Origin of the sequence: Phosphitispora fastidiosa (genome assembly GCF_019008365.1) — a bacterium.
GTDB lineage: Bacteria > Bacillota > Thermincolia > Thermincolales > UBA2595 > Phosphitispora > Phosphitispora fastidiosa.
This window is the reverse complement of sequence record NZ_JAHHUL010000013.1, coordinates 82164-105808: the sequence shown is the minus strand read 5'-3', so window position 1 is coordinate 105808 and position 23645 is coordinate 82164. Positions and strand designations below refer to the sequence as shown.

Annotated in this window: 24 protein-coding genes, 1 tRNA gene, 1 other RNA gene, 1 pseudogene and 1 other annotated feature; all 27 genes and pseudogenes read right to left on the bottom strand. The window is 47.1% G+C overall.

Annotated features, from left to right (window positions below; genetic code table 11):
* Positions 1–60 precede the first annotated feature (60 nt).
* Complete coding sequence (locus Ga0451573_RS12605) at positions 61–459, bottom strand: biotin/lipoyl-containing protein (protein ID WP_231684476.1); 399 nt, start codon at positions 457–459, stop codon at positions 61–63.
* Positions 460–750: 291 nt separating this feature from the next.
* Positions 751–2076 (bottom strand): annotated as a pseudogene (gene accC / locus Ga0451573_RS12600) (acetyl-CoA carboxylase biotin carboxylase subunit); the annotation flags it as partial.
* A 12-nt stretch (positions 2077–2088) separates the two neighbouring features.
* Entirely contained in the window at positions 2089–3633 is a 1545-nt protein-coding gene (locus Ga0451573_RS12595; RefSeq protein ID WP_231684475.1) for an acyl-CoA carboxylase subunit beta, read from the bottom strand.
* Positions 3617–4042, bottom strand: coding sequence for a methylmalonyl-CoA epimerase (mce, locus tag Ga0451573_RS12590; protein WP_231684474.1), 426 nt, complete (start codon positions 4040–4042; stop codon positions 3617–3619). The genes Ga0451573_RS12595 and mce overlap by 17 nt, the downstream gene beginning before the upstream one ends.
* Positions 4039–4449, bottom strand: coding sequence for a cobalamin B12-binding domain-containing protein (locus tag Ga0451573_RS12585; RefSeq protein WP_231684473.1), 411 nt, complete (start codon positions 4447–4449; stop codon positions 4039–4041). Before Ga0451573_RS12585 ends, mce begins: the two co-directional genes overlap by 4 nt.
* 48 nt (positions 4450–4497) lie before the next feature.
* Positions 4498–6171: an acyl-CoA mutase large subunit family protein gene (locus Ga0451573_RS12580; RefSeq protein ID WP_231684472.1), complete on the bottom strand. Its 1674-nt coding sequence runs from the start codon at positions 6169–6171 to the stop codon at positions 4498–4500.
* A gap of 48 nt (positions 6172–6219) precedes the next feature.
* Positions 6220–7083, bottom strand: coding sequence for a succinate--CoA ligase subunit alpha (gene sucD, locus Ga0451573_RS12575; protein ID WP_231684471.1), 864 nt, complete (start codon positions 7081–7083; stop codon positions 6220–6222).
* Between the two features lie 13 nt (positions 7084–7096).
* Entirely contained in the window at positions 7097–8209 is a 1113-nt protein-coding gene (sucC, locus tag Ga0451573_RS12570) for an ADP-forming succinate--CoA ligase subunit beta (RefSeq protein WP_231684470.1), read from the bottom strand.
* 298 nt (positions 8210–8507) lie between these two features.
* Positions 8508–9329 carry an Asp23/Gls24 family envelope stress response protein gene (locus tag Ga0451573_RS12565; protein ID WP_231684469.1) on the bottom strand — a complete coding sequence of 274 codons (822 nt, stop codon included), beginning with the start codon at positions 9327–9329 and terminating at the stop codon, positions 8508–8510.
* Between the two features lie 283 nt (positions 9330–9612).
* Positions 9613–9858 carry a 4Fe-4S binding protein gene (locus tag Ga0451573_RS12560; protein ID WP_231684468.1) on the bottom strand — a complete coding sequence of 82 codons (246 nt, stop codon included), beginning with the start codon at positions 9856–9858 and terminating at the stop codon, positions 9613–9615.
* A gap of 16 nt (positions 9859–9874) precedes the next feature.
* Positions 9875–10441, bottom strand: a complete 567-nt coding sequence (locus Ga0451573_RS12555; RefSeq protein ID WP_231684467.1) for a 2-oxoacid:ferredoxin oxidoreductase subunit gamma family protein — start codon at positions 10439–10441, stop codon at positions 9875–9877.
* A 2-nt stretch (positions 10442–10443) separates the two neighbouring features.
* Positions 10444–11196, bottom strand: coding sequence for a thiamine pyrophosphate-dependent enzyme (locus Ga0451573_RS12550; protein WP_231684466.1), 753 nt, complete (start codon positions 11194–11196; stop codon positions 10444–10446).
* A 21-nt stretch (positions 11197–11217) separates the two neighbouring features.
* Positions 11218–12300 carry a transketolase C-terminal domain-containing protein gene (locus tag Ga0451573_RS12545; RefSeq protein WP_231684465.1) on the bottom strand — a complete coding sequence of 361 codons (1083 nt, stop codon included), beginning with the start codon at positions 12298–12300 and terminating at the stop codon, positions 11218–11220.
* A 63-nt stretch (positions 12301–12363) separates the two neighbouring features.
* Positions 12364–12861, bottom strand: a complete 498-nt coding sequence (locus tag Ga0451573_RS12540) for a hypothetical protein (RefSeq protein ID WP_331459419.1) — start codon at positions 12859–12861, stop codon at positions 12364–12366.
* A gap of 397 nt (positions 12862–13258) precedes the next feature.
* Complete coding sequence (locus tag Ga0451573_RS12535; protein WP_231684464.1) at positions 13259–13525, bottom strand: pro-sigmaK processing inhibitor BofA family protein; 267 nt, start codon at positions 13523–13525, stop codon at positions 13259–13261.
* 57 nt (positions 13526–13582) lie between these two features.
* A complete protein-coding gene (locus Ga0451573_RS12530) occupies positions 13583–13891 on the bottom strand; it encodes a DUF2508 family protein (protein ID WP_231684463.1) in 309 nt (102 codons plus the stop codon).
* An 88-nt stretch (positions 13892–13979) separates the two neighbouring features.
* Positions 13980–15122 (bottom strand): prephenate dehydratase, encoded by a 1143-nt coding sequence (pheA, locus tag Ga0451573_RS12525; protein ID WP_231684462.1) that lies wholly within the window; start codon positions 15120–15122, stop codon positions 13980–13982.
* 16 nt (positions 15123–15138) lie between these two features.
* Complete coding sequence (aroF, locus tag Ga0451573_RS12520) at positions 15139–16152, bottom strand: 3-deoxy-7-phosphoheptulonate synthase (RefSeq protein ID WP_231684461.1); 1014 nt, start codon at positions 16150–16152, stop codon at positions 15139–15141.
* 159 nt (positions 16153–16311) lie between these two features.
* Positions 16312–16598, bottom strand: a binding site (T-box leader).
* A gap of 107 nt (positions 16599–16705) precedes the next feature.
* Complete coding sequence (gene recR, locus Ga0451573_RS12515; RefSeq protein ID WP_231684460.1) at positions 16706–17305, bottom strand: recombination mediator RecR; 600 nt, start codon at positions 17303–17305, stop codon at positions 16706–16708.
* Positions 17306–17319: 14 nt separating this feature from the next.
* Complete coding sequence (locus Ga0451573_RS12510) at positions 17320–17631, bottom strand: YbaB/EbfC family nucleoid-associated protein (RefSeq protein ID WP_231684459.1); 312 nt, start codon at positions 17629–17631, stop codon at positions 17320–17322.
* A 57-nt stretch (positions 17632–17688) separates the two neighbouring features.
* Positions 17689–19365: a DNA polymerase III subunit gamma/tau gene (dnaX, locus tag Ga0451573_RS12505; RefSeq protein ID WP_231684458.1), complete on the bottom strand. Its 1677-nt coding sequence runs from the start codon at positions 19363–19365 to the stop codon at positions 17689–17691.
* A 184-nt stretch (positions 19366–19549) separates the two neighbouring features.
* Positions 19550–19814: signal recognition particle sRNA large type (ffs, locus tag Ga0451573_RS12500), an RNA gene on the bottom strand.
* 101 nt (positions 19815–19915) lie between these two features.
* Positions 19916–20009: transfer RNA gene (locus Ga0451573_RS12495), tRNA-Ser, on the bottom strand.
* A 197-nt stretch (positions 20010–20206) separates the two neighbouring features.
* Entirely contained in the window at positions 20207–20566 is a 360-nt protein-coding gene (locus Ga0451573_RS12490) for a PAS domain-containing protein (protein ID WP_231684457.1), read from the bottom strand.
* Between the two features lie 178 nt (positions 20567–20744).
* Complete coding sequence (locus Ga0451573_RS12485) at positions 20745–22247, bottom strand: sensor histidine kinase (RefSeq protein ID WP_231684456.1); 1503 nt, start codon at positions 22245–22247, stop codon at positions 20745–20747.
* Positions 22240–22929, bottom strand: a complete 690-nt coding sequence (locus Ga0451573_RS12480; protein WP_269438260.1) for a response regulator transcription factor — start codon at positions 22927–22929, stop codon at positions 22240–22242. The genes Ga0451573_RS12485 and Ga0451573_RS12480 overlap by 8 nt, the downstream gene beginning before the upstream one ends.
* Positions 22901–23500 (bottom strand): DUF4342 domain-containing protein, encoded by a 600-nt coding sequence (locus tag Ga0451573_RS12475; protein WP_231684454.1) that lies wholly within the window; start codon positions 23498–23500, stop codon positions 22901–22903. The genes Ga0451573_RS12480 and Ga0451573_RS12475 overlap by 29 nt, the downstream gene beginning before the upstream one ends.
* Between the last annotated feature and the right edge of the window lie 145 nt (positions 23501–23645).

Genomic DNA, 23645 nt, shown 5'->3' with positions numbered 1-23645 from the left:
TGTTTTGGTAAATGTGTCCGTAACTCTCCCCCCGCAACGAGCGTACAACAATTATTTTAATTAGTCAATAACCATTATCACTTCTCCTGCTGATACGGTTTGGCCTTCCTTAACCAGCACTTCCCCGACAACACCCCCTTTTTTGGCAGTTATTTCGTTCTCCATTTTCATAGCCTCAAGAACTACCACAACATCTCCCTGCTTTACGGAGTCACCCTCTTGAACTTTTACGTTCAAAATAACACCCGGCATTGGAGAAACCACCCCGGTCCCCGCCTCATTTCTGGAAGCATCAACCAAGACTGGTTTGGATGGCAGCGGTCTTATCGAAGGACGTGAAGCAACCGGTCTGCCAACTACTCCCTGTGGCTCCACAGCCTGCAGTGCAGATTCCCTTACTTCTTCCACGGTAACCAAGTAACTTTGGTTGTTGATGGTTATTTTCAGTTTTTTCTTCATGATTACCCCCCTCTATCTTATTGACCACCGGTCAATCATAAGCTTGTTGATCCCCATTAATCTCCAGGGAGTAAAATCATCTGCCGTAATCTGCCGCTCCGGCTGAATGTCTGTAATGGCCAGGTTCTGCCCCTGACTGTTTCCATAAACTGCTACTGCCGCTCCCAACACAGCCACGGTTTCCTGGCCCGGTGAAGCCACCGGCCTGGCAGCGCGCTTCTGCAGGAGGGCCTCTCTTATTTGGGACAAACTGACTATATGATTCTGCCCCTCTTCACAGGAAACTTCTTCAATATGTTTTCTGACAAAATTGGTGTAGGCTGCTCCATTCAAAAATATTTCGTGATCCAGCACCAGCAGGTGAAAGGGTATGGTAGTGGGCACTCCCTCGATGATAAACTCCTTAAGAGCCCTTCTCATCCTGATAATAGCTTCATCCCGGTCCTTTCCCCATACTATCAGCTTTCCAATCATGGAATCATAATAAGGAGATATGTGATAACCCGAATATACCGCACTATCACACCTTACGCCAAACCCGCCCGGGGGACGGTAATAAGCAACCTGTCCCGGCCCCGGCATAAAGTTCTGTTCCGGGTCTTCGGCATTTATCCTGCATTCTATGGCATGGCCTCTGATAATAACATCGTCCTGACTGAAGCTGAGCGGTTCACCTGCAGCAACACGGATCTGTTCCTTTACAATATCAACTCCCGTGATCAATTCGGTAACCGGGTGTTCTACCTGAACCCGGGTATTCATTTCCATAAAATAAAATTTGCCTTCAGTGGTATAAAGAAATTCTACCGTACCTGCGCCAACATAGTCTACAGCCCTGGCCGCCATAATCGCAACCTCACCCATCTGCTCCCTTTTTTCTACTGATAGAATACCGGCAGGGGCTTCTTCTATCAGTTTCTGGTTCCGCCGCTGCACGGAACAGTCCCGTTCTCCCAGATGGACCACATTTCCGCTGCTATCGGCAAGTATCTGGAACTCTATATGGCGGCAGTCATCGAGATACTTCTCAATATATACTTCGGAGGACCCAAAACACGAGAGTGATTCTGAGCGGGCGCTTTTTACCGCATCAAGGATTTCTTTCCTGCTGTGGGCAACCCGCATGCCGCGTCCCCCACCGCCCGCTGCCGCCTTAACCAGTACCGGATAACCAATTTTGTCTGCGACCCGGACAGCCTCCCTGTCTTTGTTGATGGGGCCGTCAGAACCAGGGACAACGGGTACTTCTGCCCGCAGCATGGTATCCCGGGCGACAGCCTTATCTCCCATCGATTTAATTGCTTCAGGAGAAGGACCGATAAAGGTGATGCCGCTTTCCTGGCATCTCCGGGCAAAATCCGGATTTTCCGACAGGAACCCGTATCCCGGATGAATTGCGTCAGCATTCGCCTCCCTGGCAACTTCAATAATTGTCTCCTGATTCAGGTATCCCTTGGGAGAGCCAATATCATAAGCTTCCTCAGCAATCTCAACATGAAGGGAATCTTTATCTACCTCGGAATGTACGGCAACTGTCCTGATATTCATTTCCTGACAGGCTCTGATTATCCGTACGGCAATCTCGCCCCGGTTAGCTATAAGCACCTTCCTGAACATGACTTCCCCCCTTTACAACGGAATATTGCCGTGTTTCTTACCCGGTCTTGATTCACGCTTATTTACCAGCATATTAAGGCTGTTAATTAACCTGTTCCGGGTATCCCGGGGGTCAATGACATCATCCACCATTCCCTGGGAACAGGCAATATACGGATTAGCAAATTTCTCCCGGTACTCAGTTATTTTCTGTGCCCTCACTTCCTCCGGTTTTTCAGCATTGTTGATATCCTCGCGGAAGATGATGTTGGCAGCCCCTTCGGGTCCCATAACGGCAATTTCCGCATTCGGCCAGGAAAGGGCAATATCGGCTCCGATGGACCGGCTGCACATAGCTACATAGGCCCCGCCGTAAGCCTTTCTGAGGATAATGCTTATCTTGGGTACCGTAGCCTCGGAGTAGGCATACAGTATTTTGGCTCCATGCCGGATGATCCCCCCGTATTCCTGTCCGGTTCCGGGCAGGAAGCCGGGGACATCCACAAATGTAACCAGGGGGATATTGAAAGAGTCACAAAACCTGACAAACCGGGCAATCTTATCAGACCCATTGATATCAAGGCATCCCGCCAGTACCCGCGGTTGGTTTGCAACGATTCCCACTGAACGGCCGTCAATCCGGGCTAGCCCGGTGACTACATTTTCCGCAAAATAGCGGTGTACCTCAAACAGTTCGCTGTTATCTGCAACTGCACGAATGACATCCCTGACATCATACTGCTTATTGGGACTTTCCGGGACTATGGAGTCAATCTCCCTGTCAAACAGGGGTTCATGCGGTTCAACCCGTGGTGGGTCACTGAGGTTGTTTTGGGGGATGAACTCCAGCAGATGCCTGATCATATCCAGGCATTCATCCTCATCCTGAGAAACAAAACTGGCCACCCCGCTGGTCTGGTTATGGGTCATAGCCCCGCCCAGTTCCTCTGTGGATACATCCTCACCCGTTACAGCCTTAATGACCTGAGGACCGGTAATAAACATCTGGCTGGTGTTTGCTACCATGAAGACGAAGTCCGTAATTGCCGGGGAATAAACCGCACCTCCGGCACAAGGCCCCATAATGACTGATATCTGAGGAATTACGCCTGATGCCAGGGTGTTCCGGTAAAATATTTCACCATAAGCGCTCAGTGCAGATACCCCTTCCTGTATCCGGGCACCTCCGGAATCATTAAGCCCGATAAACGGAGCCCCTACCTTGACGGCCAGGTCCATTACCTTACATATTTTTGTGGCATGCTTTTTTCCCAAAGCCCCGCCATAAGTGGTAAAGTCCTGAGAAAACAGATAAACCAAGCGCCCGTTAATCATCCCGTAACCGGTAACCACACCCTCGCCAAGCTGTTCATCACCCTCTTTGGCAAAATCGGGAGCGGGTCCCTGAACAAACATATCAAGTTCCACAAATGTTCCGGGGTCAAGTAACCGTTGAATTCTTTCCCTGGCAGTGAGCTTGCCGGCCATATGCTGGCGCTGTATCCTGCGCTCACCTCCGCCGGCTTTAACTTTCTCGCGGCGGACCTCAAGCTGGGCTAATTTATCCTCTGTTGTCATCAGGTGCACCCCCGCGTTCACAAAGTTCTATTAGAGTCCCATTGGCTGCCTTTGGATGAAGAAATGCGATCCTGGCTCCGCCGGCGCCTCTGCGCGGCGTTTCATCAATAAGGCGGACTTTTTTGGACTTCAGTGTCCTCAGCGCTGCATCAATATCCTCAACCCTGAAAGCAATATGCTGTATTCCTTCACCCTGTTGGTCAATGAACCTTGCTATAGGTCCATCTGGGCTGGTTGCTTCCAGCAGTTCCAGTTCACTGTCACCCACCGGAATAAAGGCCACCTTCACCTTTTGTTCCTCAACAACCTCTGTATCTGTTATCTTCAAGCCTAATATATCTTCAAAAAGCTCCCTGGCAGTATCAATACTCCGCACCGCGATCCCAATATGGTCAATCAGGGTGATCATAACACACCTCCCGCGGGCCCGGTGTTTTCATTGATAAAATCAAGCATTGCTTTTATCGGTGTGCCCGATGTGAAGACCTCTCTGATTCCCACGTCCTTCAGGGCTGTAATATCCTCTTCAGGAATTACTCCGCCGCCTAGGACAATAATATCATCAACCCCTTCGCTTTTTAGGAGCTGCATTACTTTAGGAAACAGATAACGGTGTGCTCCCGAAAGACAGCTTAAGGCGATTACCTGAACATCCTCCTGTATTGCCGTCTGTACTATTTGTTCCGGTGTCTGTCTCAGACCGGTATAAATCACTTCCATGCCGGCATTCCGAAAGCCCTGGGCGATTACCTTGGCACCGCGGTCATGCCCGTCCAGGCCGGGTTTTGCTACCAGTATCCGAACAGGGTTTATCATAGCTCTTCCTCCTTTGTCTAAATGGCCCTCTGCACTAATAATCCCTTGTCAGAATATGGCCTTTTGCTGATACTCACCAAAAACGTCCCTAAGTACATCACATATTTCCCCAAGGGTGGCATATGCCCTGACGGCTTCCAGAATGGGAAGCATCAGATTCTCAGAGCCTGCGGCGGCTTTCTTCAACCTGTCCAGGGATCCGGAAACTGCCAGAGGATCTCTCTCCTGTTTCAACTGACTGAGTTTCCGGCGCTGGTTTTCTTCCAGGACCGGGTCTACCCTGAGCAAATCTTGGGGAGACCTTTCTTCTATCTGAAACCTGTTGACACCGATGACAACCCGTTCTGCTGATTCAATTTCCAATTGATACTTGTAAGCGCTGTCCATGATTTCCATCTGCTGAAACCCTTCTTCAATGGCCCTGACAGCGCCGCCTATGGCTTCTATCCTGTTGATATAATCCATGGCGGCTTTTTCCACCCGATTGGTCAGGTCTTCTACAAAGTAGGACCCGCCCAGGGGGTCCACAGTGTCTGTGACCCCGGTTTCATATGCAATTACCTGCTGGGTCCGGAGCGCTATCAGGACTGAATCCTCAGAAGGCAGGGCCAGGGCCTCATCCCGCGAATTGGTATGCAGTGACTGGGTGCCACCAAGGACTGCACTCAGCGCCTGATAGGCCACCCTGATTATATTGACATCAGGCTGCTGCGCTGTCAGCGTACACCCGGCAGTCTGGGTATGAAACCTCAGCATCAGTGACTTGGGGTTTTTAGCCCCAAAACGATCTTTCATTATCCTGGCCCAGATACGGCGGGCTGCCCGGAATTTGGCAATTTCCTCAAAGAAATTCAAATGGGCATTAAAGAAAAATGACAGCCTGGGAGCAAATTCATCGATATCTAAACCTGCCTTAATAGCAGCTTCAACGTAAGCAATTCCATTGGCAATGGTAAAGGCCATCTCCTGAACAGCAGTGGAACCTGCCTCCCTGATGTGATAACCACTGATACTGATGCTGTTCCAGTTGGGAAGATTTGCTGAACAATAGGCAAATGTATCTGTTATCAGTCTCATTGACGGCTCCGGCGGATATATATAAGTTCCCCGGGCAATATACTCTTTCAAAATATCATTCTGGATGGTGCCTGAGAGCTGTTCCCGGCTTACGCCCTGCTTCTCGCCGACTGCAATATACATAGCCATGAGAACCGCTGCTGGTGAATTGATGGTCATGGATGTACTCACCTTATCCAAGGGTATGCCCTCGAAAAGATTCTCCATATCCCTGAGGGAATCAATGGCCACTCCCACCTTGCCCACTTCACCAAAAGACAGGGGATGGTCCGAATCATAACCGATTTGTGTCGGCAGGTCAAAAGCCACACTCAAGCCCATCTGACCCCGGTCCAACAGGTACTTAAACCGCCGGTTAGTCTCTTCAGCCGTCCCGAAGCCGGCATACTGGCGCATGGTCCAGGTACGCCCCCGGTACATCGTGGGCTGCACGCCTCTGGTATACGGGTATTCTCCAGGCATTCCCAATGCCTCTAAGTAGTCAGTGTTCGCGGTATCCAACGGGGTATACAGTGTTTCCACCGGGATTTCTGAATGGGTCAAAAACCGCTCTTTTCGTTCCGGAAACCTTGGCAGAATCTTTTCTCTTAAGTTCTTTTCCCATTGTTCTTTGGCAGCAGCCAGTTCTCTGTTCTTCTGTTCCATACAGTTTCCCCCTTTGGGTTATAGTGCTTCAGACTATTTTGCTTTAAGTTACAGTGCTTTCTTTAAAAGTTCCGGCACTTCCCAGGGAAGTTGGGCCACATAAGCCCCGGCAGCGCTTAGGGCAGCCGCTTTGCCGTCATATGTACCCATACCCCGCTCGATAATTGCCCCGGCATGGCCCATCCTTTTTCCCGGAGGTGCGCTCTTTCCTGCCAGAAAAGCAACCACCGGTTTCGTCATCCTGCGGATATAATCTGAAGCGACTTCTTCAGCATTGCCTCCGATTTCCCCAACCAACACAACTGCTTCTGTTTCCGGATCAGCCTCAAACCGCTCCAGGACATCAATAAACGAAAGCCCTACAATGCGGTCTCCTCCTAGTCCGATAACGGTGGACTGACCCATTCCGGCTGCAGTCAGGCTGTTGGCAATTTCATAGCTGAGTGTCCCACTGCGCGCCACAATCCCTGTTTTCCCCGGTTTATATATCTGGTTTGGCATAATTCCAATTTTACACTTACCCGGTGAAATCAATCCAAAGGTGTTGGGACCCACCACGGTAACACCCTTATCGGCAGCATACGCCATTATATCTATGGCATCATGTACCGGGACGTGCTCGGTAATGATAACTATAGTTTTAACCCCGTTTTCCATGTTTTCAAATGCCGCATCTTTAACTGCAGGAGCCGGAATAAAGAGCACGGCTGCAGTGATTTCGCTTTCTTCCCTGGCCTCGGCAACAGTATTGTAAACAGGTATCCCGTGGACTTGCTGCCCCCCCTTTCCGGGTGACACTCCGGCTGCAATACTGCTTCCATATACCACCATCTGTTCCGTATGAAACCGGCCCTGATTTCCCGTAATACCCTGTATCAGGACCCTGGTGTTTTCATCAATAATAATGGCCACAATATTTACCCCCTTAAAATACTGCCGCGATTTCAACAGCCTTTGCTGCCGCTTCCCTGATATCACTGTAACTTTCGATTCCAATTCCCTTTAGTATGGCAATGCCCTCTGCTTCGTTGGTTCCACTCAGCCTGATGACCACGGGAACCGGAATGCCGGCACCTTCTTTCACTCTGACAAAAGCCCTGGCAACCTCATCACACCTGGTAATACCGCCAAATATATTGACCAGGATTACTTTAGGCTTAGTCGAAATAAGTATTTCTATAGCCTGAGCAGTAGCTCCGGAATCTGCACCGCCCCCGGCATCCATAAAATTGCAGGGTTTTCCGCCAAAGTGCTCTATGATATCAAGTGTTGCCATTGTGATTCCTGCCCCGTTGGCCATTACAGCAATGTTCCCCTCCAGTTCTACATAAGAAATGCCTATCTCGTGGGCTTTTTTCTCCAGGGCTGTACGCTCTTCCACAGCAGGTGTCCCTGCCGGATACCGGAACCAGGCTTCATCGTCTATGTTCATCTTGGAATCTGCAGCAATCAGTTCATCTCCACTGATGACCAGTGGATTTATCTCTACCAGCTCGCAGTCATACTTCTTGAATACCTGATAGAGCTTTGTTATCAGGTCTGCTCCCTGTTTGGCCAAACTGCCGGTCAGTCCCAGCCTGCAGACAACCTCCCGGCAAAAATGCGGCATTACTCCCACTTCCGGGTCTATGTGCTTTTTTACTATTTTTTCTTCAGGAACTGCCTCAATGTCCACCCCGCCACTGACTGAAGCTATCAGCACAGGCTTCCTGGCGCTCCCGTCAAGAGTTATGGAAAGGTATAATTCCTTATCAATCCTAATCTTTTTTTCCACCAGCAGGGTTTCTGTTTTGAAGCCCTGCAGCTCTGTTCCGAAAAGCTCTGCCGCCAATTTATACGCTTCACCCGGAGAGTCGGCGAATTTAATCCCCCCTGCCTTGCCTCTTCCTCCAGATAAGACCTGAGACTTAAGCACCACTTCTCCCATTCCTGCGGCAATTGCTGAGGCCTCATCCGGACCTGCCGCCACTTTCCCCGGCGGTACTTTAATACCGTTTTGAGCAAAAATTTCTTTTCCCATGTATTCAAACAGTTTCATTTTGTCAGGGACTCCTTTCCAACATTTCAGCAGTTCTTCAGGAATACTCAAATAAATAATAAAGCAACTTATATGCCAGAAGAAAAAGAAAAATATTACATGGCTGTTTTTTTTCATTTAGTGGTTAAAATTTATCTTCCAGTTGAAAACCGGTTATTCGGCGAACCGTCAGCTTGCATTGTTTTGCAGGCTTTCCCCTGCATTATCTTGCACGTCCTGCATTGTTTTGCATGAATTGAGGTATAAAAAGTGACGGCACGTCTGTTACCATGCCGCCCTTGTTACACACTGATACAAATTATTCCCCGGTATCAACTTTACTAACGATAATATCAATAGTTAATAATTGTAGTCCGGTTAAGTACTCGATCCGGTTTTTCAACAATTCCTGAACCTGCCTCAGCATCTGGTGTATATTAATTCCGTATGTCACCTGAACTGTAAGGTTAATGCGCACCCCACCCTCGCCCTGTTTTACCAGCGCCTTGCCTACCTTTACCGGAACCCCCGATTCCCGGACTGTTTTCTTTATCAGCATATCAATGACATTATCTGCGATACTGATCTTACCAAGCCGGAAATAAGTCGGCCTGACCAGGGTTTTTTCTACGGCCTTTTTGGGTTTAGGCCTGTTTTTTAATCTTAGCAAAACATGGACCGGATCCAGCAAAAGCCCGGAAAAGCTCTTCCTGACTTCGGCAGTGGGGGCAGGAATAATATGTTTACCATAAGTGTTACGCATATACCGGGCAACTTTTATATCCTTTTCAGTAGCAATATCCTCAATTGTTATTGTTCTCATTGGTTCGGGCAGTTCCAACCTGTTAGCAATCTTTCTTACCATTTCTGCTGAGGTCCCCAGGATCAATACTTTTGCCGGCTGCAGATTCTTTAATAACTCAATTGCCTTACCTGCATGATCAGCATCGGTAAACAGCGCAGTCCTCACCGCACCCAGCATTGTACTCCGGCTTTTTGCCGAAACCCCTCCCAATATATTGCTTCCTTTAATTATCAAGCCATCATCAATTATGACATCAACCCCGTGCTCCCCGGCAACAAAAGCAGCCCGATGGCTTTTGCCGGTGCCGCTGGGCCCTACCAGCGCATAAACTTCCATATTATCCTCCGTTTTCCACTTATAATAAGGCAAGGTCTAAAAACGTGGGCGAGCTAATGAAGATATGGGTAGATGTGTTCCGGAAGGCGGTGTCTGTCGTCCGTCCGGCCCACGACCCGCGAAGCGGGAGTGGATGCCGGCGGAGACGTCTGGGGGTCCCCCCGATCCGTCGAAGCCCCGGCCTTTCTAAAAGGCCGGGGCTTCGGTAACGGATTGGGGGCCCCGCCGCAGGAATTCATCTACCCATATCCATTAGTAGCTTCTTGTCGTTTTTAGACGCTACTTATTTATTTTTTTCCACCGTAATCGCACAGTCCGGGCATACATTTGCACAGATTCCGCAGGCGATACACTGATTCATATCAGGTTGGATTGTCGGCGTCCCATATACGCCCAGCTGATCTGACCACTTCAGACAGTCTTTAGGACACTTCTCAATACAAAGCCCACAACCCTTGCACAATCCGGGGAAAACAGTCCAGGAACCTTTTTCTCCTTCATGAGAGAAGGTCTTCAATAAAACGTTCACAGTACTTACCTCCTTGTTATTGGGCCTTTTCCACAAGTTCCATCCCCCGGGCAATAGCCTTAAAGTTAAGCTCCCTCAGTTTGGGGTTCTGTTCAAACTTATACCCGAGTTTCTTTTCAATGGCAGCCCGAGCCTGGTCTTCGGAAACAACATTTGTAGCCTTAATGACAGCCCCCATGATTATGATATTAAATACGCGCGGATGCAGCTCGGATCTTGATGTTTCCACAGCAGGAATCGCTAAGATACGTCCCGCATTTCGGGGGATATCGTTTTCTACTCCTTGGATGGAGCTGTCATAAACAAAAGTGGTATTGCCGTCAACGTACTGACTGGTCCTTCTGACTGCACGGTCACTCAGAGCAACAACTATATCCGCTGTCTGAAACTTGGGAGACCCAATCCTTTCGTCTCCTATCTGAAGAAACGCCACGGAAACCCCGCCCCTCTGTTCAACCCCGAAGTTCGGTATATAGAGCGCTTCCCTTCCTTCTTCATTAGCTGCTTCAGCAATTATTTGAGCTACTGATTGAACACCTTGTCCACCTTCCCCGGCCAAGGCAATTTTGACTGCTTTTGCCATGATTATTCGTCCCCCTTCTCAGCAGGGTTCTTTAGTTCTCCTACTTTAAAATACTTTGGCATTTCCTGTTCAACAAACGCCCATGTATCCTTGGCATTAGTCCTCCAGTTAGTGGGACAGCTGGCCAGTGACTCCACAAAAGAAAAACCGTTTCCGGCCATCTGGTTTTCCAGGGCCTTTTTCAGGTAACTCTTAAGCTGTTTAAGATTGGCAATCGTTCCCCTGGCTACATAGGAGCCTTCCCGGGTAATTGCCGCTACCATTTCCGGCCCCTGGGTAGGATATCCTGACTGTTCCACATCCCTGCCGTAAGGGGTGGTTTCAGTTTTCATTCCCGGTAGTGTTGTTGGCGCCATCTGGCCGCCGGTCATAGCGTAATTGCAGTTATTGACAAGAATAGCGGTGATTTTCTCATTCCTCGCAGCCGCATTAACTAAGTGTTGGGATCCAATGGCATAACCGCCTCCATCTCCCATGTATGCGATACATATAATATCGGGATTAGCCCTCTTAACACCTGTCATAACCGGAGTGGTTCTGCCGTGGTGTGTCTGTACAGTATCTACATTGAAAAAGTCCCAGGCCAGCAGGGAACAGCCGATATCACAGCCAAAGGCAATCTTATCCTGGATTCCCAGTTCGTCAATAGCCTCGCCAAGGGCCTTCAGTACCAAGCCATGCCCGCATCCCGGGCAGAATTTGTGGGGTTTAGATTCAAGACGCCAACTTTTGGGCATCTGTGGTAACGTACTCATTTTCGCCATTGCCTCCCTTCCCTAAAGCAAGCCTTTAACTTTAGTAACTATTTCTTCTGAGGTAATTCCAACACCAGGTTTAAAGAGGTTTTCCACATTTACGGTAGAACCAAAGATGCTTTCTTTGGCCAGTTTGGCCATTTGTCCAAATGCGGATTCAACAAACAACAGGGTTTTTGTCTTATCAGCAACTGACCTTAACTGGTCAGCGGGGAAAGGACGCAGTGTCACCGGTCTGAAGAAACCGGCTTTCAGCCCCTCCCGGCGCAGTTCCTGTACAGCTTCTTTGGCTGCCCTGGCAACAACGCCGTGGCTGACAACAACAATATCAGCATCATCACAGTCAAATTCCTGATATTCCTCAATCTCCGGTGCACATTTCTGGTATTCTTCCATATATCCGGTAAGAACCTCAAGCAATTCTTCCTCGGTGTTATATGTGTTCCTTACATGCACGGGTTCTTTTTTGCCATCCGCCACAGGCTTTCCAATGGTAGCCTCAGGCTGGATCAATTCAATGCCCTTTTCTTCAGGGTCATAAATTTTAAGTGATTCACGCATTTTTGCTTGGTATCCATCAGCCAGCACAAAGGTCGGGAACCGGTATTTCCAGGCTGTGTTAAATGCCTTGATGGTATAATCAAACAATTCCTGGTGGGTTGAAGTAGAATATACAATCCTGAAACCTTCCCCGTTACCCCCAAAGGTGGTCATGGTGACTTCCTGCTGAGAGTAAATAACAGTAGCAGTTGAGGGCCCCCCTCTCTGCTGGATAACTACCACAGACGGAATGCGCATCATTTCAGCCATAGACAGTGGTTCCTGCATCAGTGTATTACCCGGTCCGGCAGTAGCCGTAAAAGCTTTTCGCCCTGAAAGAACTCCCCCCAAAGTTGTAAAACCGGCAGACAATTCATCTTCAGTCTGCAAAAATTTCCTCCCAAATTTGGGCGCCATCCGTGTCCAGTAATGCATAATCTCATTTTGTGGTGTGATCGGGTACCCGTACATTATGTCGGCTTTAGCAGCCAGGGCAGCCCAGGCAACAACTTCGTTACCGGTCATAAAGACTCGTTTCTCTCCCTGGATGGGCTTTTCGGACATTAGAATTAACACCTCCTGAAGTTAAAAAACCTATATTTTATTATAAATGGGAAATCCTTTCTTTTACCAAAACGCATCTTCCATATAGCGGGTCAGAAAACGAATTGGATTGCCCAGATAATCCGCTGTACCGGTTACCTCATTTTTAAACCTGATGTCCATATAGGTGGCGATAACCGGAAGATCAAGTATCTCTGCGGCGGCGGAAACAATCCGTGAGCCATCCTGGACAAAATCTATAGTTGTTTCACTGCCCAAGTGGGAGTTATTGACCAGACCGTCTACCGGTCCCAGATCCCTGACGTAGTCTACAATATCATCAACAGAAGCGGTCATCGGCCTTCCCACGTTGAGGACCACATAGATCTTAAGATCTGATTCGAAAGCTCCTTCAATAAGGTTAAGTATCTTGACCCCTTCAACACCATATCCAATATCAAGAATGATATCCCCCGGTCTTCTGAGCACCCAGCGCATTTCGGGTTTAAGGGTGCTCCCCGCTTCTCCCAGTCCCATGGTTTCACTGGTTTCCCAGGCAACCACATCAACCCCTGTTTCCAAAAGCTTTTTTCTGATTGGGCGGAGTGTATAAAACGGTTCCACAAGATCAAGGTCGGTAATGGTAACTCTACGTCCGGTATTATGTAATTCTATCGCCCTATTAATAGCAATTTCGCTTTTACCACTGGCATATTCACCAATATAGGCTTCTAAAATTCTGTCCTCTATGGGGATCCCCCCAAACCTATTTCTTCTTATTATATATAATTTAAAACAAAATTATCAGAGAAAAAAGAACTTACTTTATGATAAAAAAATAAAAGCTTGTACCTGAAGCAGGTTCAATCAGCAAAAATTGAATCGCCCCTAAGCCTTCATAAATAATAGTATACTAAATGGGTTTGTCGTAGTCAAGCTAAATTATTCCGTTTTCGGCAAGTAACCTACAAATTTCTCATCATTTCACAATAATCTGTTGAATTACTATTAATAATACGATTCCGGGAATGCCGAGAAACCCAGCCGTTAAGGCTGTGACCGGATTGAGGGGTATATGCAAATTCAAAAATGCCCCGAAGTAATTTACTACCCAGAGGACCAGTCCCCCAACTATTCCATTGACAATCAGTTTCACAATCAGTTTGATAGGGACAACCATCACTCTTCCCACCAGATAAAGCAGCAACAGTCCAAGAACAAATGCCATAACAATATTCAGGTCCATATTATCACCTCCCAATCAGGTTTATAGTCTGGTTTATTTGGTTCTTCGCAAATGACTCTATTCCAGCATGCTTTTAGGCACATCCATGGCTATTTTTTCATTCCGGGCCTTTTTTATCAGGTAGGCATATTTTTTTTCCGCCGCATTAACATTATAAATGGCATAATCAACCATATCCTCTTCAATAGGATAGTTGAAGCTCTGCAGGGCACGGGCCCATTCCCGGTGAGCCTCTATAACCTGATCTATAAGCTCTGGCTGCTGGCGGTGCGCTCTTTCACGGGCATGTCCCAGTTCAAAAAAGCCTATAATGCGATTAAGTACTTTCAAACCTGATCTTCTGACTTTAAAGATTATATCACTCATAAACAACCCCCCTCCCACATTAATAAAATATATTGAAGGGGGGTGCATGTTATTCATCTTTTTTTGACCCCGGGGACAAGTTATTCTTTCACAGGCAGGTCTGCTGCTTCACCTGCAGATCAACAAAATGCTCAAACAGAATATTATAAACCCGTTCCATCAGGTTCGGGTCAACTCCCTTACGATGCGCATTCTGCCTTACTCTTTCCAAAACTTCCTGTTCCCGCTTCTTGTCCCTTACAGCCTTTATCCCCTGTTTCAGTCCGCCTATCAAAGAAACCATCTGTGTTCTCTGGGCTAGCAGGTCAACAATCTGGTAATCAATGATATCGATGTTTTGCCTCAATTCATCAACTGAAGGAAGCGGGCGCTCTGCGGACCTTTTTCCGCCGCTGCCGGAGCTCTCCCATACAGGGTAGCAGCCAAGTATCCTGAAGGATGATGACATATCTTTTACCGCCTGGAGACAATCTACAATTACCGGGTCTTCTAGATGACCCGCCAAGTCTATAAAAAACAGGTAATCACCCAGCCGGCTTTTTGCCGGTCTGGATTCAATCCTGGTCAGATTAATATTATTTAAAGCAAATTCTTTTAAAACCTGGTACAGGCCGCCTGGCCTGTCAGTGATAGAAACCACCAGGGATATTTTGGCAGCCGATGGCGGATTCGGATTCTCCTGTCTGGAGAGCATGGCAAACCTGGTACAGTTCTCCTTACAGTCATGGATGTCTCTATCTATAATTTCCAGCCCATATCTTGCAGATGCCGCTCCATTGCCGATTGCCGCAACACAGTCCCCGTGGCCGGCCGCTACCCGGGCAGCTTCTGCCGTACTGCCAACCTCATAGACAGATGCCTGTGGCAAGTATTCTGTAAGGTAATTTCGGCATTGGGCTAATGCCTGGGAGTGGGAAATTACTGCTGTAATAGCCTCTTTTTTTGTACCTGGCCTTGCCAGCAGGTTGTGCCTGATGGGCATAATGATTTCACCTGTAATTTTTAACTCCGGGGCTGTCATCATCAGGTCAAGTGTGATATTAACAGTCCCTTCTGTGGAGTTCTCCAGGGGAACCAAGCCATAAGTTATTTCGCCGGCCAATAATGCAAAAATAACCCGGTCAATTCCAGAGTAAGGTACAGCCTTTTCTTTGCTGACCCCCAGATAAGCTGAAAGCGCTTCTTCACAATAGGTACCCTCCGGTCCTAGATATCCGTATTTTTCTGCCATTGGTATCTTTCTCCTTTCAAATATCTCTGCCTACCGCGTGGGCTACCGGACGCAGCTCTTTCATAAGGAGCCTGAAATTTTCCGGTGTCAGTGACTGGGGACCGTCACACAGGGCCTTAACGGGATCTGGGTGAACTTCTATCAGCAGACCGTCAGCACCACATGCAACAGCTCCCTTGGACAGCGGCGGTACGAGCCGCCATTCTCCTGTGGCATGGCTCGGATCAACAATAACCGGAAGATGACTCAACTGCTTGATTAGTGGCACAGCGCTAAGGTCAAGGGTGTTCCTGGTATAGTTTTCAAAGGTGCGGATGCCCCTTTCACATAATATTACATTATAGTTCCCTTCTGACATTATGTACTCTGCAGCCATTAACCATTCCTCTATAGTGGCTGACAGCCCCCGTTTCAGAACCACAGGCTTGCTGATTCTGCCGGCAGCCTTCAACAGCTGGAAATTCTGCATGTTTCGGGCCCCGATTTGAATAATGTCTACATAATTTATAGCCACGCCAAGACTAATTTCGTCTATAACTTCGGTAATGGTTGCCAGTCCGGTTTCCCTTCCCGCCTCAGCCAGGAGCTGCAGGCCCTCTTCTTCCATGCCCTGGAAGCTGTAAGGTGAAGTCCTGGGTTTATAGGTTCCCCCCCGGATGGCCCTGGCTCCGGCCCCGGCAACCAACAGCGCAGTTTTCATCAACTGCTCCCTGCTTTCAACAGCACACGGCCCGGCAATCACGGTAATCTCTTTGGCGCCAATATTACAATCCTTCACCTTTATCACTGTATTCTCAGGTTTAACATCCCTGCTGACCAATTTGAAGGGCTTCATAATAGGGACCAGTTTTTCAACTCCGGGCATAACCTCTATCCCTGAATTTAGAATCTGTTTACGGTCGCCAATTGCACCAATAACCAGTCGCTCAACACCCCTTATGAAATGGGTCTTGAAACCCAGTTCCTCCAGTCTATTGTTTACTGCCTCAACCTGTTCCTCTGTTGCCCGCAAATCCATCACAACAATCATGTTATTTCCTCCTTAAATTTAGTAACAAAAAAAGCCCTCGCCCCACAACGGGACGAAAGCTATTCACTTCCGCGATACCACCCGGATTGTTACAACGGTTATTTCCAAAATTGAGCCACCACGTTTTTTATGAATAGAAAGCAAAAAAGCCTTCATCCATAAAGGGACGAAAGCCTGGTTCCGCGATACCACCCAATTTGGTTACAACTGTAACCCGCTCATTGCAGGTACGAGATTGGGCTGCCTGTATCGGCCGCTAATCTGATACCCTCTTCCTGATAACGGTGGAGTTCCGGCCAGGTCTACTCACGATTTAAATAATCTTTTCAACCGGCAGCTCGGGAGGGAATTTGGGCCTGACCATATCTTAAGGGGCTTTCAGTCCATGGCCCCTCTTCCCTGTCAAGACAGATACTCAGCTTACTTATCTCCGTCAATGCTATTCAATATAATTATGTATTTGATATTTTAGCACACATTCAGGCATATGTAAATATTAATTTGAGTTAATATTATGGAATTTTCCGGAATCGTGCTTGAATTTTTGCTGCGGCTATAATTCCCGACGCCCCTCAAAGGCCTTAGAAAGGGTTACCTGATCAGCATATTCAAGGTCTCCCCCCACCGGCAGCCCATGGGCAATCCGGGTAACCTTTATGCCAAGCGGCTTAATCAGCCTTGCCAGATACATTGCCGTAGCCTCACCCTCAATGTTGGGATTGGTGGCAACAATTATCTCCGCAACCCCACTATCCTTAAGCCTCTCCATCAGTTCTCTTACCTTCAGTTGGTCGGGCCCGATTCCTTCCATAGGTGAAATCGTCCCCTGGAGTACGTGGTACAAACCCTTGTATTCACCGGTACGCTCAATAGCCACAACATCACGCGGTTCTTCGACTACACAGATAATGGTTCTGTTGCGGGACGGGTTTTGACACATCCGGCACGGGTCTTCATCTGTTAGGTTGCTGCACACAGAGCAGTACCTGATTTTTTCCCTGGCCTCGATAATCGCTCCGGCAAGTTCCTTGGACTCCCGGACATCGGAATTAAGGAGGTGAAAAGCCAGCCGTTGGGCCGTCTTAGGCCCTATGCCGGGCAGCTTCCCAAGCTGTTCAATAAGTCTGGCTACCGGCTCTGCATAATACAGCAAATAATGTCACCTGCCTAAAATAATCCGGGAATATTCATTCCACCGGTAATCTTGCTCATTTCCTTTGCCGTCATTTCCTGGGACTGGCGGATAGCTTCATTTACCGCAGCCAGAACCATATCCTGCAGCATTTCTACATCTTCGGGGTCAACAGCTTCAGGATTTATATCAATTGACTTTATTTCCTGTTTTCCATTGACAACTACTTTAACCATCCCTCCGCCGGAAGTAGCCTCAACAGTCTTATCTGCCAGTTCTTCCTGAAGTTTGGCCATATCAGCCTGCATTTTTTGGACCTGTTTCATCATTTTACCCATATTCATCATAATCGAATCTCCTCCTTATAGATGCTTAGCGCTCCGGGAAATAAAATACCCGTTATTTTAATCTTCAATTTCTATTACATCCCCGCCAAACAGGCGGACAGCCTTTTCCAGAAGAGGATCATTTTTGGCATCAGTCTCGGAATCAGCTATGGGATGTGTATCTAATTCATTTTTAAACTTACACTTTATTTTCAGACCGGCACCCGTAACTTCTTTAATCACCAGCTCAATGGCATCCCGGTTTTCCGGCTGTTCAACCTTTTCCCTGTGAAACCCGTATTCCGGAGCAAAAGCTAAGACCAGGCAGTTATTTAGCACCTCCACAGGCTCCCCTTCTATGAGAAAAGCCCTTGCCGACATCCGTACCTTCTTAATGCGGTCCAAAATCTCCTGCCAGCACCTTTTAATGGTTTCGGTGTCAACTGACTGAGTCTCGCCGGCGCTGCTCCCGGTCTCTTTTGGCAACCCCGGAAACGTTTCGGCTTTAGATTTCTTTGGGGTGTTTATTTTTTGTGAGCCTCTTTGCTGTATGCCCAGCGCCTGTACGCCTGAAGCCCGGCTGACCGTCTGCCCGCCGGTTGACATAGCTGCTAAGAGCCCCTCAAGCTTGGCAATCCTTAAAGTCAATTCCTCATAATCTGCAGTTTGTGCCTTTTCCCCTGCTTTTATTACTGCAAGCTCTAACAAAAGTCTCGGTTGTGACGTCCATTTCATTTCCCGTTCGGCAGCCGAAAAAATATCAATAAATGATGTGATCCGTTTTTTCCCCAAGGCAGATGCCTGGTTTTTCATCTGCTCCAAAACTTCGTCCGTTACCGCCACCAATTCACCGGCATCGGCACAGACCTCTGTAAGCAGTAAATTGCGATAAAACTCAGTAAGATCTTTGGTAAACTGTCTGACATCTTTTCCCTGCCGCACCAGCTGGTCAACCAATCTGAGACTTTGAGTAACATCATTTTCGAGGAAACATCCGGTCATTTGAAACATATAGTCGCTGTTGACTGTGCCCAGGACATCATTTACATCAGAAACGGTTACACTCTTCTCCCCAAAAGATATACACTGATCCAAAACACTCAAGGCATCCCTCATTCCGCCTTCAGCGCTGCGGGCAATAAGGCCAAGTGCCTCCTCATCAGCTTGTATTCCCAAGTCATCAACAACTACTTTTAATCTGTTGACAATGTCAGCCAGACTTATCCTTCTGAAATCAAACCTTTGGCATCTGGAAAGGATGGTCAGGGGTATCTTATGGGGCTCTGTGGTCGCCAGGACAAAGATGACATGGGCCGGCGGTTCCTCAAGAGTTTTCAGCAGTGCGTTAAAAGCTTCTGTTGTCAGCATATGCACTTCATCAATAATATATATTCTATATCTGCCTTCAGTAGGGGCAAACTTGACTTTTTCCCTTAAATCCCTAATTTCATCAATTCCCCGGTTTGAAGCTGCATCAATTTCCATAACATCCATAGAACTCCCGCCTGTCACCCTGCGGCAGTTTTCGCAATCATTGCAGGGTTCAACTCCGGGACCGTTCAGACAATTTAAGGCTTTTGCCATAACTTTTGCCGTAGTAGTTTTTCCAGTGCCCCGCGGCCCACAGAAAAGATATGCATGTGCAGTCCTATTATTCCTCAGTGCATTCTGCAAAGTGCGGCTGATGTGTTCCTGTCCCACTATATCGAAAAAATTCTGTGGTCTCCATTCACGGTATAGAGCCACATAGCTCATTTTGGTCACCTTCTTCTTGTCTGGGCTGATATTGATATTATCTCATAAACCAAATATATAGCGCAACTCGTTATTTAATTCGCTGTCAATAACCCAATTCCTTTTCAATCACAAAAGTTAATAGATATGAAAAAGACCTTCATGGTAATCCACTAAGGTCTTTTACATGATTATATAAATTTAGCCGTGCACCCGTCTTTGACAATCATCTCCCAAGCGTTACCGGCGCAGTTAACTCGGATCAGGCGCCCTTACGGCACACGCGGTGGTCCGCTTACCGCTGCTTCCTTCCGGATCTGACGGGGTTCACAGGTTCGCGTTGCGTAAGACCCGGTCTTCAACGCCACTTACGACGGTCAGACCTTAAGAAATGAAGCCGGGGACAGGAATTCCACCCTGCTATAGCGGATTGCAGGTACAGGGCACCGCTACCTCCCCATGTAGCACGGCAAAAAGTACTTCTAATATATTATGTCTACCCTGTTAAGATGTAACAGCCAGTGACAATTAGCTCTAAGCACAAGGTCACTGGCCTGGCAATAGTCAATTATGGCGGAGAGAGAGGGATTCGAACCCTCGAGCCAGGTTATCCCCGGCTACACGATTTCCAGTCGTGCTCCTTCGACCAACTCGGACACCTCTCCGAACCGTTTCGCTTAACTATTATACAATTTATTTTGTTCCGATGCAAGTGGTTTCAACCTGTTATCAGGACTTTATTTCATAAAATTAATGGTCAATTTGGTATAATATTACCACTTCCTACTCGCCCAGTTTATCCGCCGTTTCCTGCAGTCCCTGGGCTACATTCAACAGGCGGTCGGCCAATTTGGATACATTCTCAGAAGCTGCGCTCTGTGATATCAAACAGCACCTCCATCCCGCCAATCAGTTCTCCGTCTCGATCCACAATCGGCGAAGCATCAACCGACAGGTGGATGTTCCTTCCACTGGCATCAATAAGGTTGGACTTCCTGGTAAGTCTTTTCATCTCCCTCATGCTGGCCCTGAGGGCACAGCTGGTTTTACAGATATCTGCCCTGTAAACATCAGCACACTTTTGCCCAAGAAACGGGGCCGCATCCTTTACACCCATAAAATCTAGGCATGCCTGGTTGATAAACACCAGGTTGCGGTCGGTATCTGTTATGAAAACCGGGCTCCCGATATTATTCAGAACAGCTTCATATGCTTTTATCATGTTAACCAGCCTTTTATCTGTCCTATTAAATAGCCCTCCTCCGTAAATGTTCAGCCTTTAATGCGGGTTTCGGGGTATGAAATGCGGTTAGAGGAGAAAAAACCAAATCGGGGATTCCAATATGCGGAATCCCCAACCATGTTAGTGGCAACCTCTTTTTTGGGCCATTACCCAGCTCTTAATTCTTCTCTGTTTTCGTAACATGCGGCAATTCAATTATTAACCGGGTGCCAATATCCACACGGCTGATAACTTCAAATTTCCCGCCATGTTTTTCGATAATCCACTTTGCTATGGACAACCCAAGTCCTGCTCCACCGGCTTTACCTCCCCTGGCATCAGCCGAACGATAAAACCGATCAAATATGTGAGGAACATCTTCCGGTTTAATTCCTACTCCTTTATCCTGAACTTGAATATAGGTTTTTTCATCTTTTGAAAAAATCTTAAGGCTTATCTCTTCACCCTTTGGAGAATACTTTATGCTGTTATCAACCAGTATCCGAATGGCCTGTTTCATTAACTGCTGATCTGCTTTGATAAAAATCGGTGACTGAAAATCCACCCTAAACATGTGACCGGAATCAATGAGCCTTGCTTCACTAATAATTTCCTCGCCAAGTTTGCAAATATCTATCACTGCTTTTTGCAACGGCAGGTTTTCGCTATCCCCCCGCGCCAAAAACAGCAGCTGTTCTACCAATGCTTTCATGTTTTCGGCTTCACCTTTAATGGCCTGAATCGATTCTTCCATGGTTTTCGGATCATTTTTGCCCCAACGGTCCAACAAATTGGCATATCCCTGAATAACAGAAATCGGTGTACGCAATTCGTGAGAGGCATCAGAAACAAATCGTACCTGGGCTTGATAAGATTGATTAATCCGGTTGAGCATATCATTGATAGCCCTTGCCAGATCCTTTAATTCGTTTTGTGTCTGGTCTATCGATATACCTTTATCTATCTCACTGGTATCAAGCTTGCTGATAACTCCGGCCAATTGCATCAAATTCTCCCGGTTCGTTCCAGTACCTCCTGAATTCAGACCTTCCTGAAGGCTTTTCGCAGTTTCAGCCAGGTCTGACAGTGGTTTCAGGATTTTTCTTATAACTCGCCGGTTTCTTCCCATGGCAGACATTAAATAAAGAAATTCAAACCCACCGCTGAATACTAAAAGCATTAAAAAAAACTTTATATCTGCCGCCAGGGGATAGGTAATCTGATAATAGACAGCTCCCTTTGGGATTGTCATAATATATCCTACCTCTTCAAGGCGTCGGTTCAGGGTAATTTGGGGACTGATATCCGGTCCTTTAAAGCTTCGAAGGGCGTTTGTGGCTTCCAGGGGGAGCCTGTCCTGAAAAATCTTGTCAATATTCAATCCAGAGGGAGCCTTCTCACCGGCCTTCGCACTGGCCTTTACCAGATAATGCTCCTTTGATAAATCCTCTGCTGCCAGCAAATTAAGTTTTCCATCATACCGGTCTATCAGCTCCTGGGCTCCAATTTCTGCTCTCCATAGTACTGTTGCAAAGTATAAGAGGCTAAGTAAAATATTTATTATAAAGAATGCCCGAAGAAGAACTCCCGCCATCCTTAAATTCAACCTTAATACCAGGGAAGAGCGGATTTTTTCCGCAACTACAGGCGGCTTGGCATAGGTCCATTTTTGCTTACTCATCTTTTATCACATATCCCACACCCCTGACGGTATGAATCACCTTAATTCCGAAGGGGTCTTCTATTTTCGAACGCAGATATCGGATATATACATCTACTGCATTAGTTTCACCGGAAAAATCATAACCCCAGATTCTCTCCAAAATTATCTCTCTTTTCAATACAATATTTTTATTTTCAATTAAATACTGTAATAAATCAAATTCTCTCTTTGTAAGCTCCAGGGGCTCTGATCCAACCCAGGCACTTCTCCTCTCTGCATCCAGTTTTAAGGGCCCCGCCTCCAAAGTGCCGGAAGTGCTTTGGAGTGAGCGGCTTGCCTTTGTTCTAAGGACCGCCCGAATTCTGGCCAGCAGTTCTTCAATGGCAAAGGGTTTTGTGATATAGTCATCTGCACCTCCGTCCAAGCCCATGACCTTATCCACAACGGCATCTCTGGCTGTCAAAAGGATAATGGGAATCTGAGAAAACTGCCTGATCCTTCGAAGGACTTCAAGACCGTTAAGTTCCGGCAGCATGATATCGAGTAAAATCAAATCAAAGGGATGGGCTTTGGCAAGAGCCAGCCCATCCCTTCCATTGGAAGCTTTTTCAACCTGATATCCTTCAAATTGCAGTTCAAGCTCAACAAAACGGGCAATTTTATCTTCATCCTCAATAATCAGAATTCTTTCCATTCTCATCATGATCCTTTTTATTTTTATAGTCTCCTACAGCTTTTTTAGCTGCATCAGATACAGATTCCACTGCCTGTAAAGCTGCTTCGGAAACTTTATGCAGCTCCTGGTTTGCCTGATTTACATCTGGCCCTTTAAAGCTGTACCGGTATCCAAAAACAAGCCCCAGAATCAATAATGGAATAACAACCCACATCCCAAATATCAGCAGGATAGCCAAAAGATTTAAAGGAATCTTCAGGATTCTCTCCCCACCTTTTCTGGCTTCAAAGCTGTTAACATTCCCTTTGTGAATAATCTTTCTTACCCAGCCCCATATATCTCCCATCACATCACCAAAGGATATTTTATCTGTTTTATCAATCCCCGGTGTTCTGCCATCTTTTCCGGAAGCCGCTGCTGCCGGGTTTAAATTGAAAGTGCCGACACCTTCAGGGCTGTTGATACGGTTCTGCTTTTCAAGGATGATAACCGCATCCAATAAATCTCCATTCGCCTGCTCTAAAACTTCTTTTGCCTCTTCATAAGTAATATTTGCATACTCCTTTAATTTTTTTACTTCATCGAAACCTGTCATTACGATAACCCCCTCTCTTTATTACGGTTATCATAACAGTTAAAGATTTGAATCCCATTGATACTTCATTAAAATTAGATTAAAATTCATGTTTCATTATAATTTCCTTATCTCATCTTGTCAATTACCGGAAACCAAATACTGT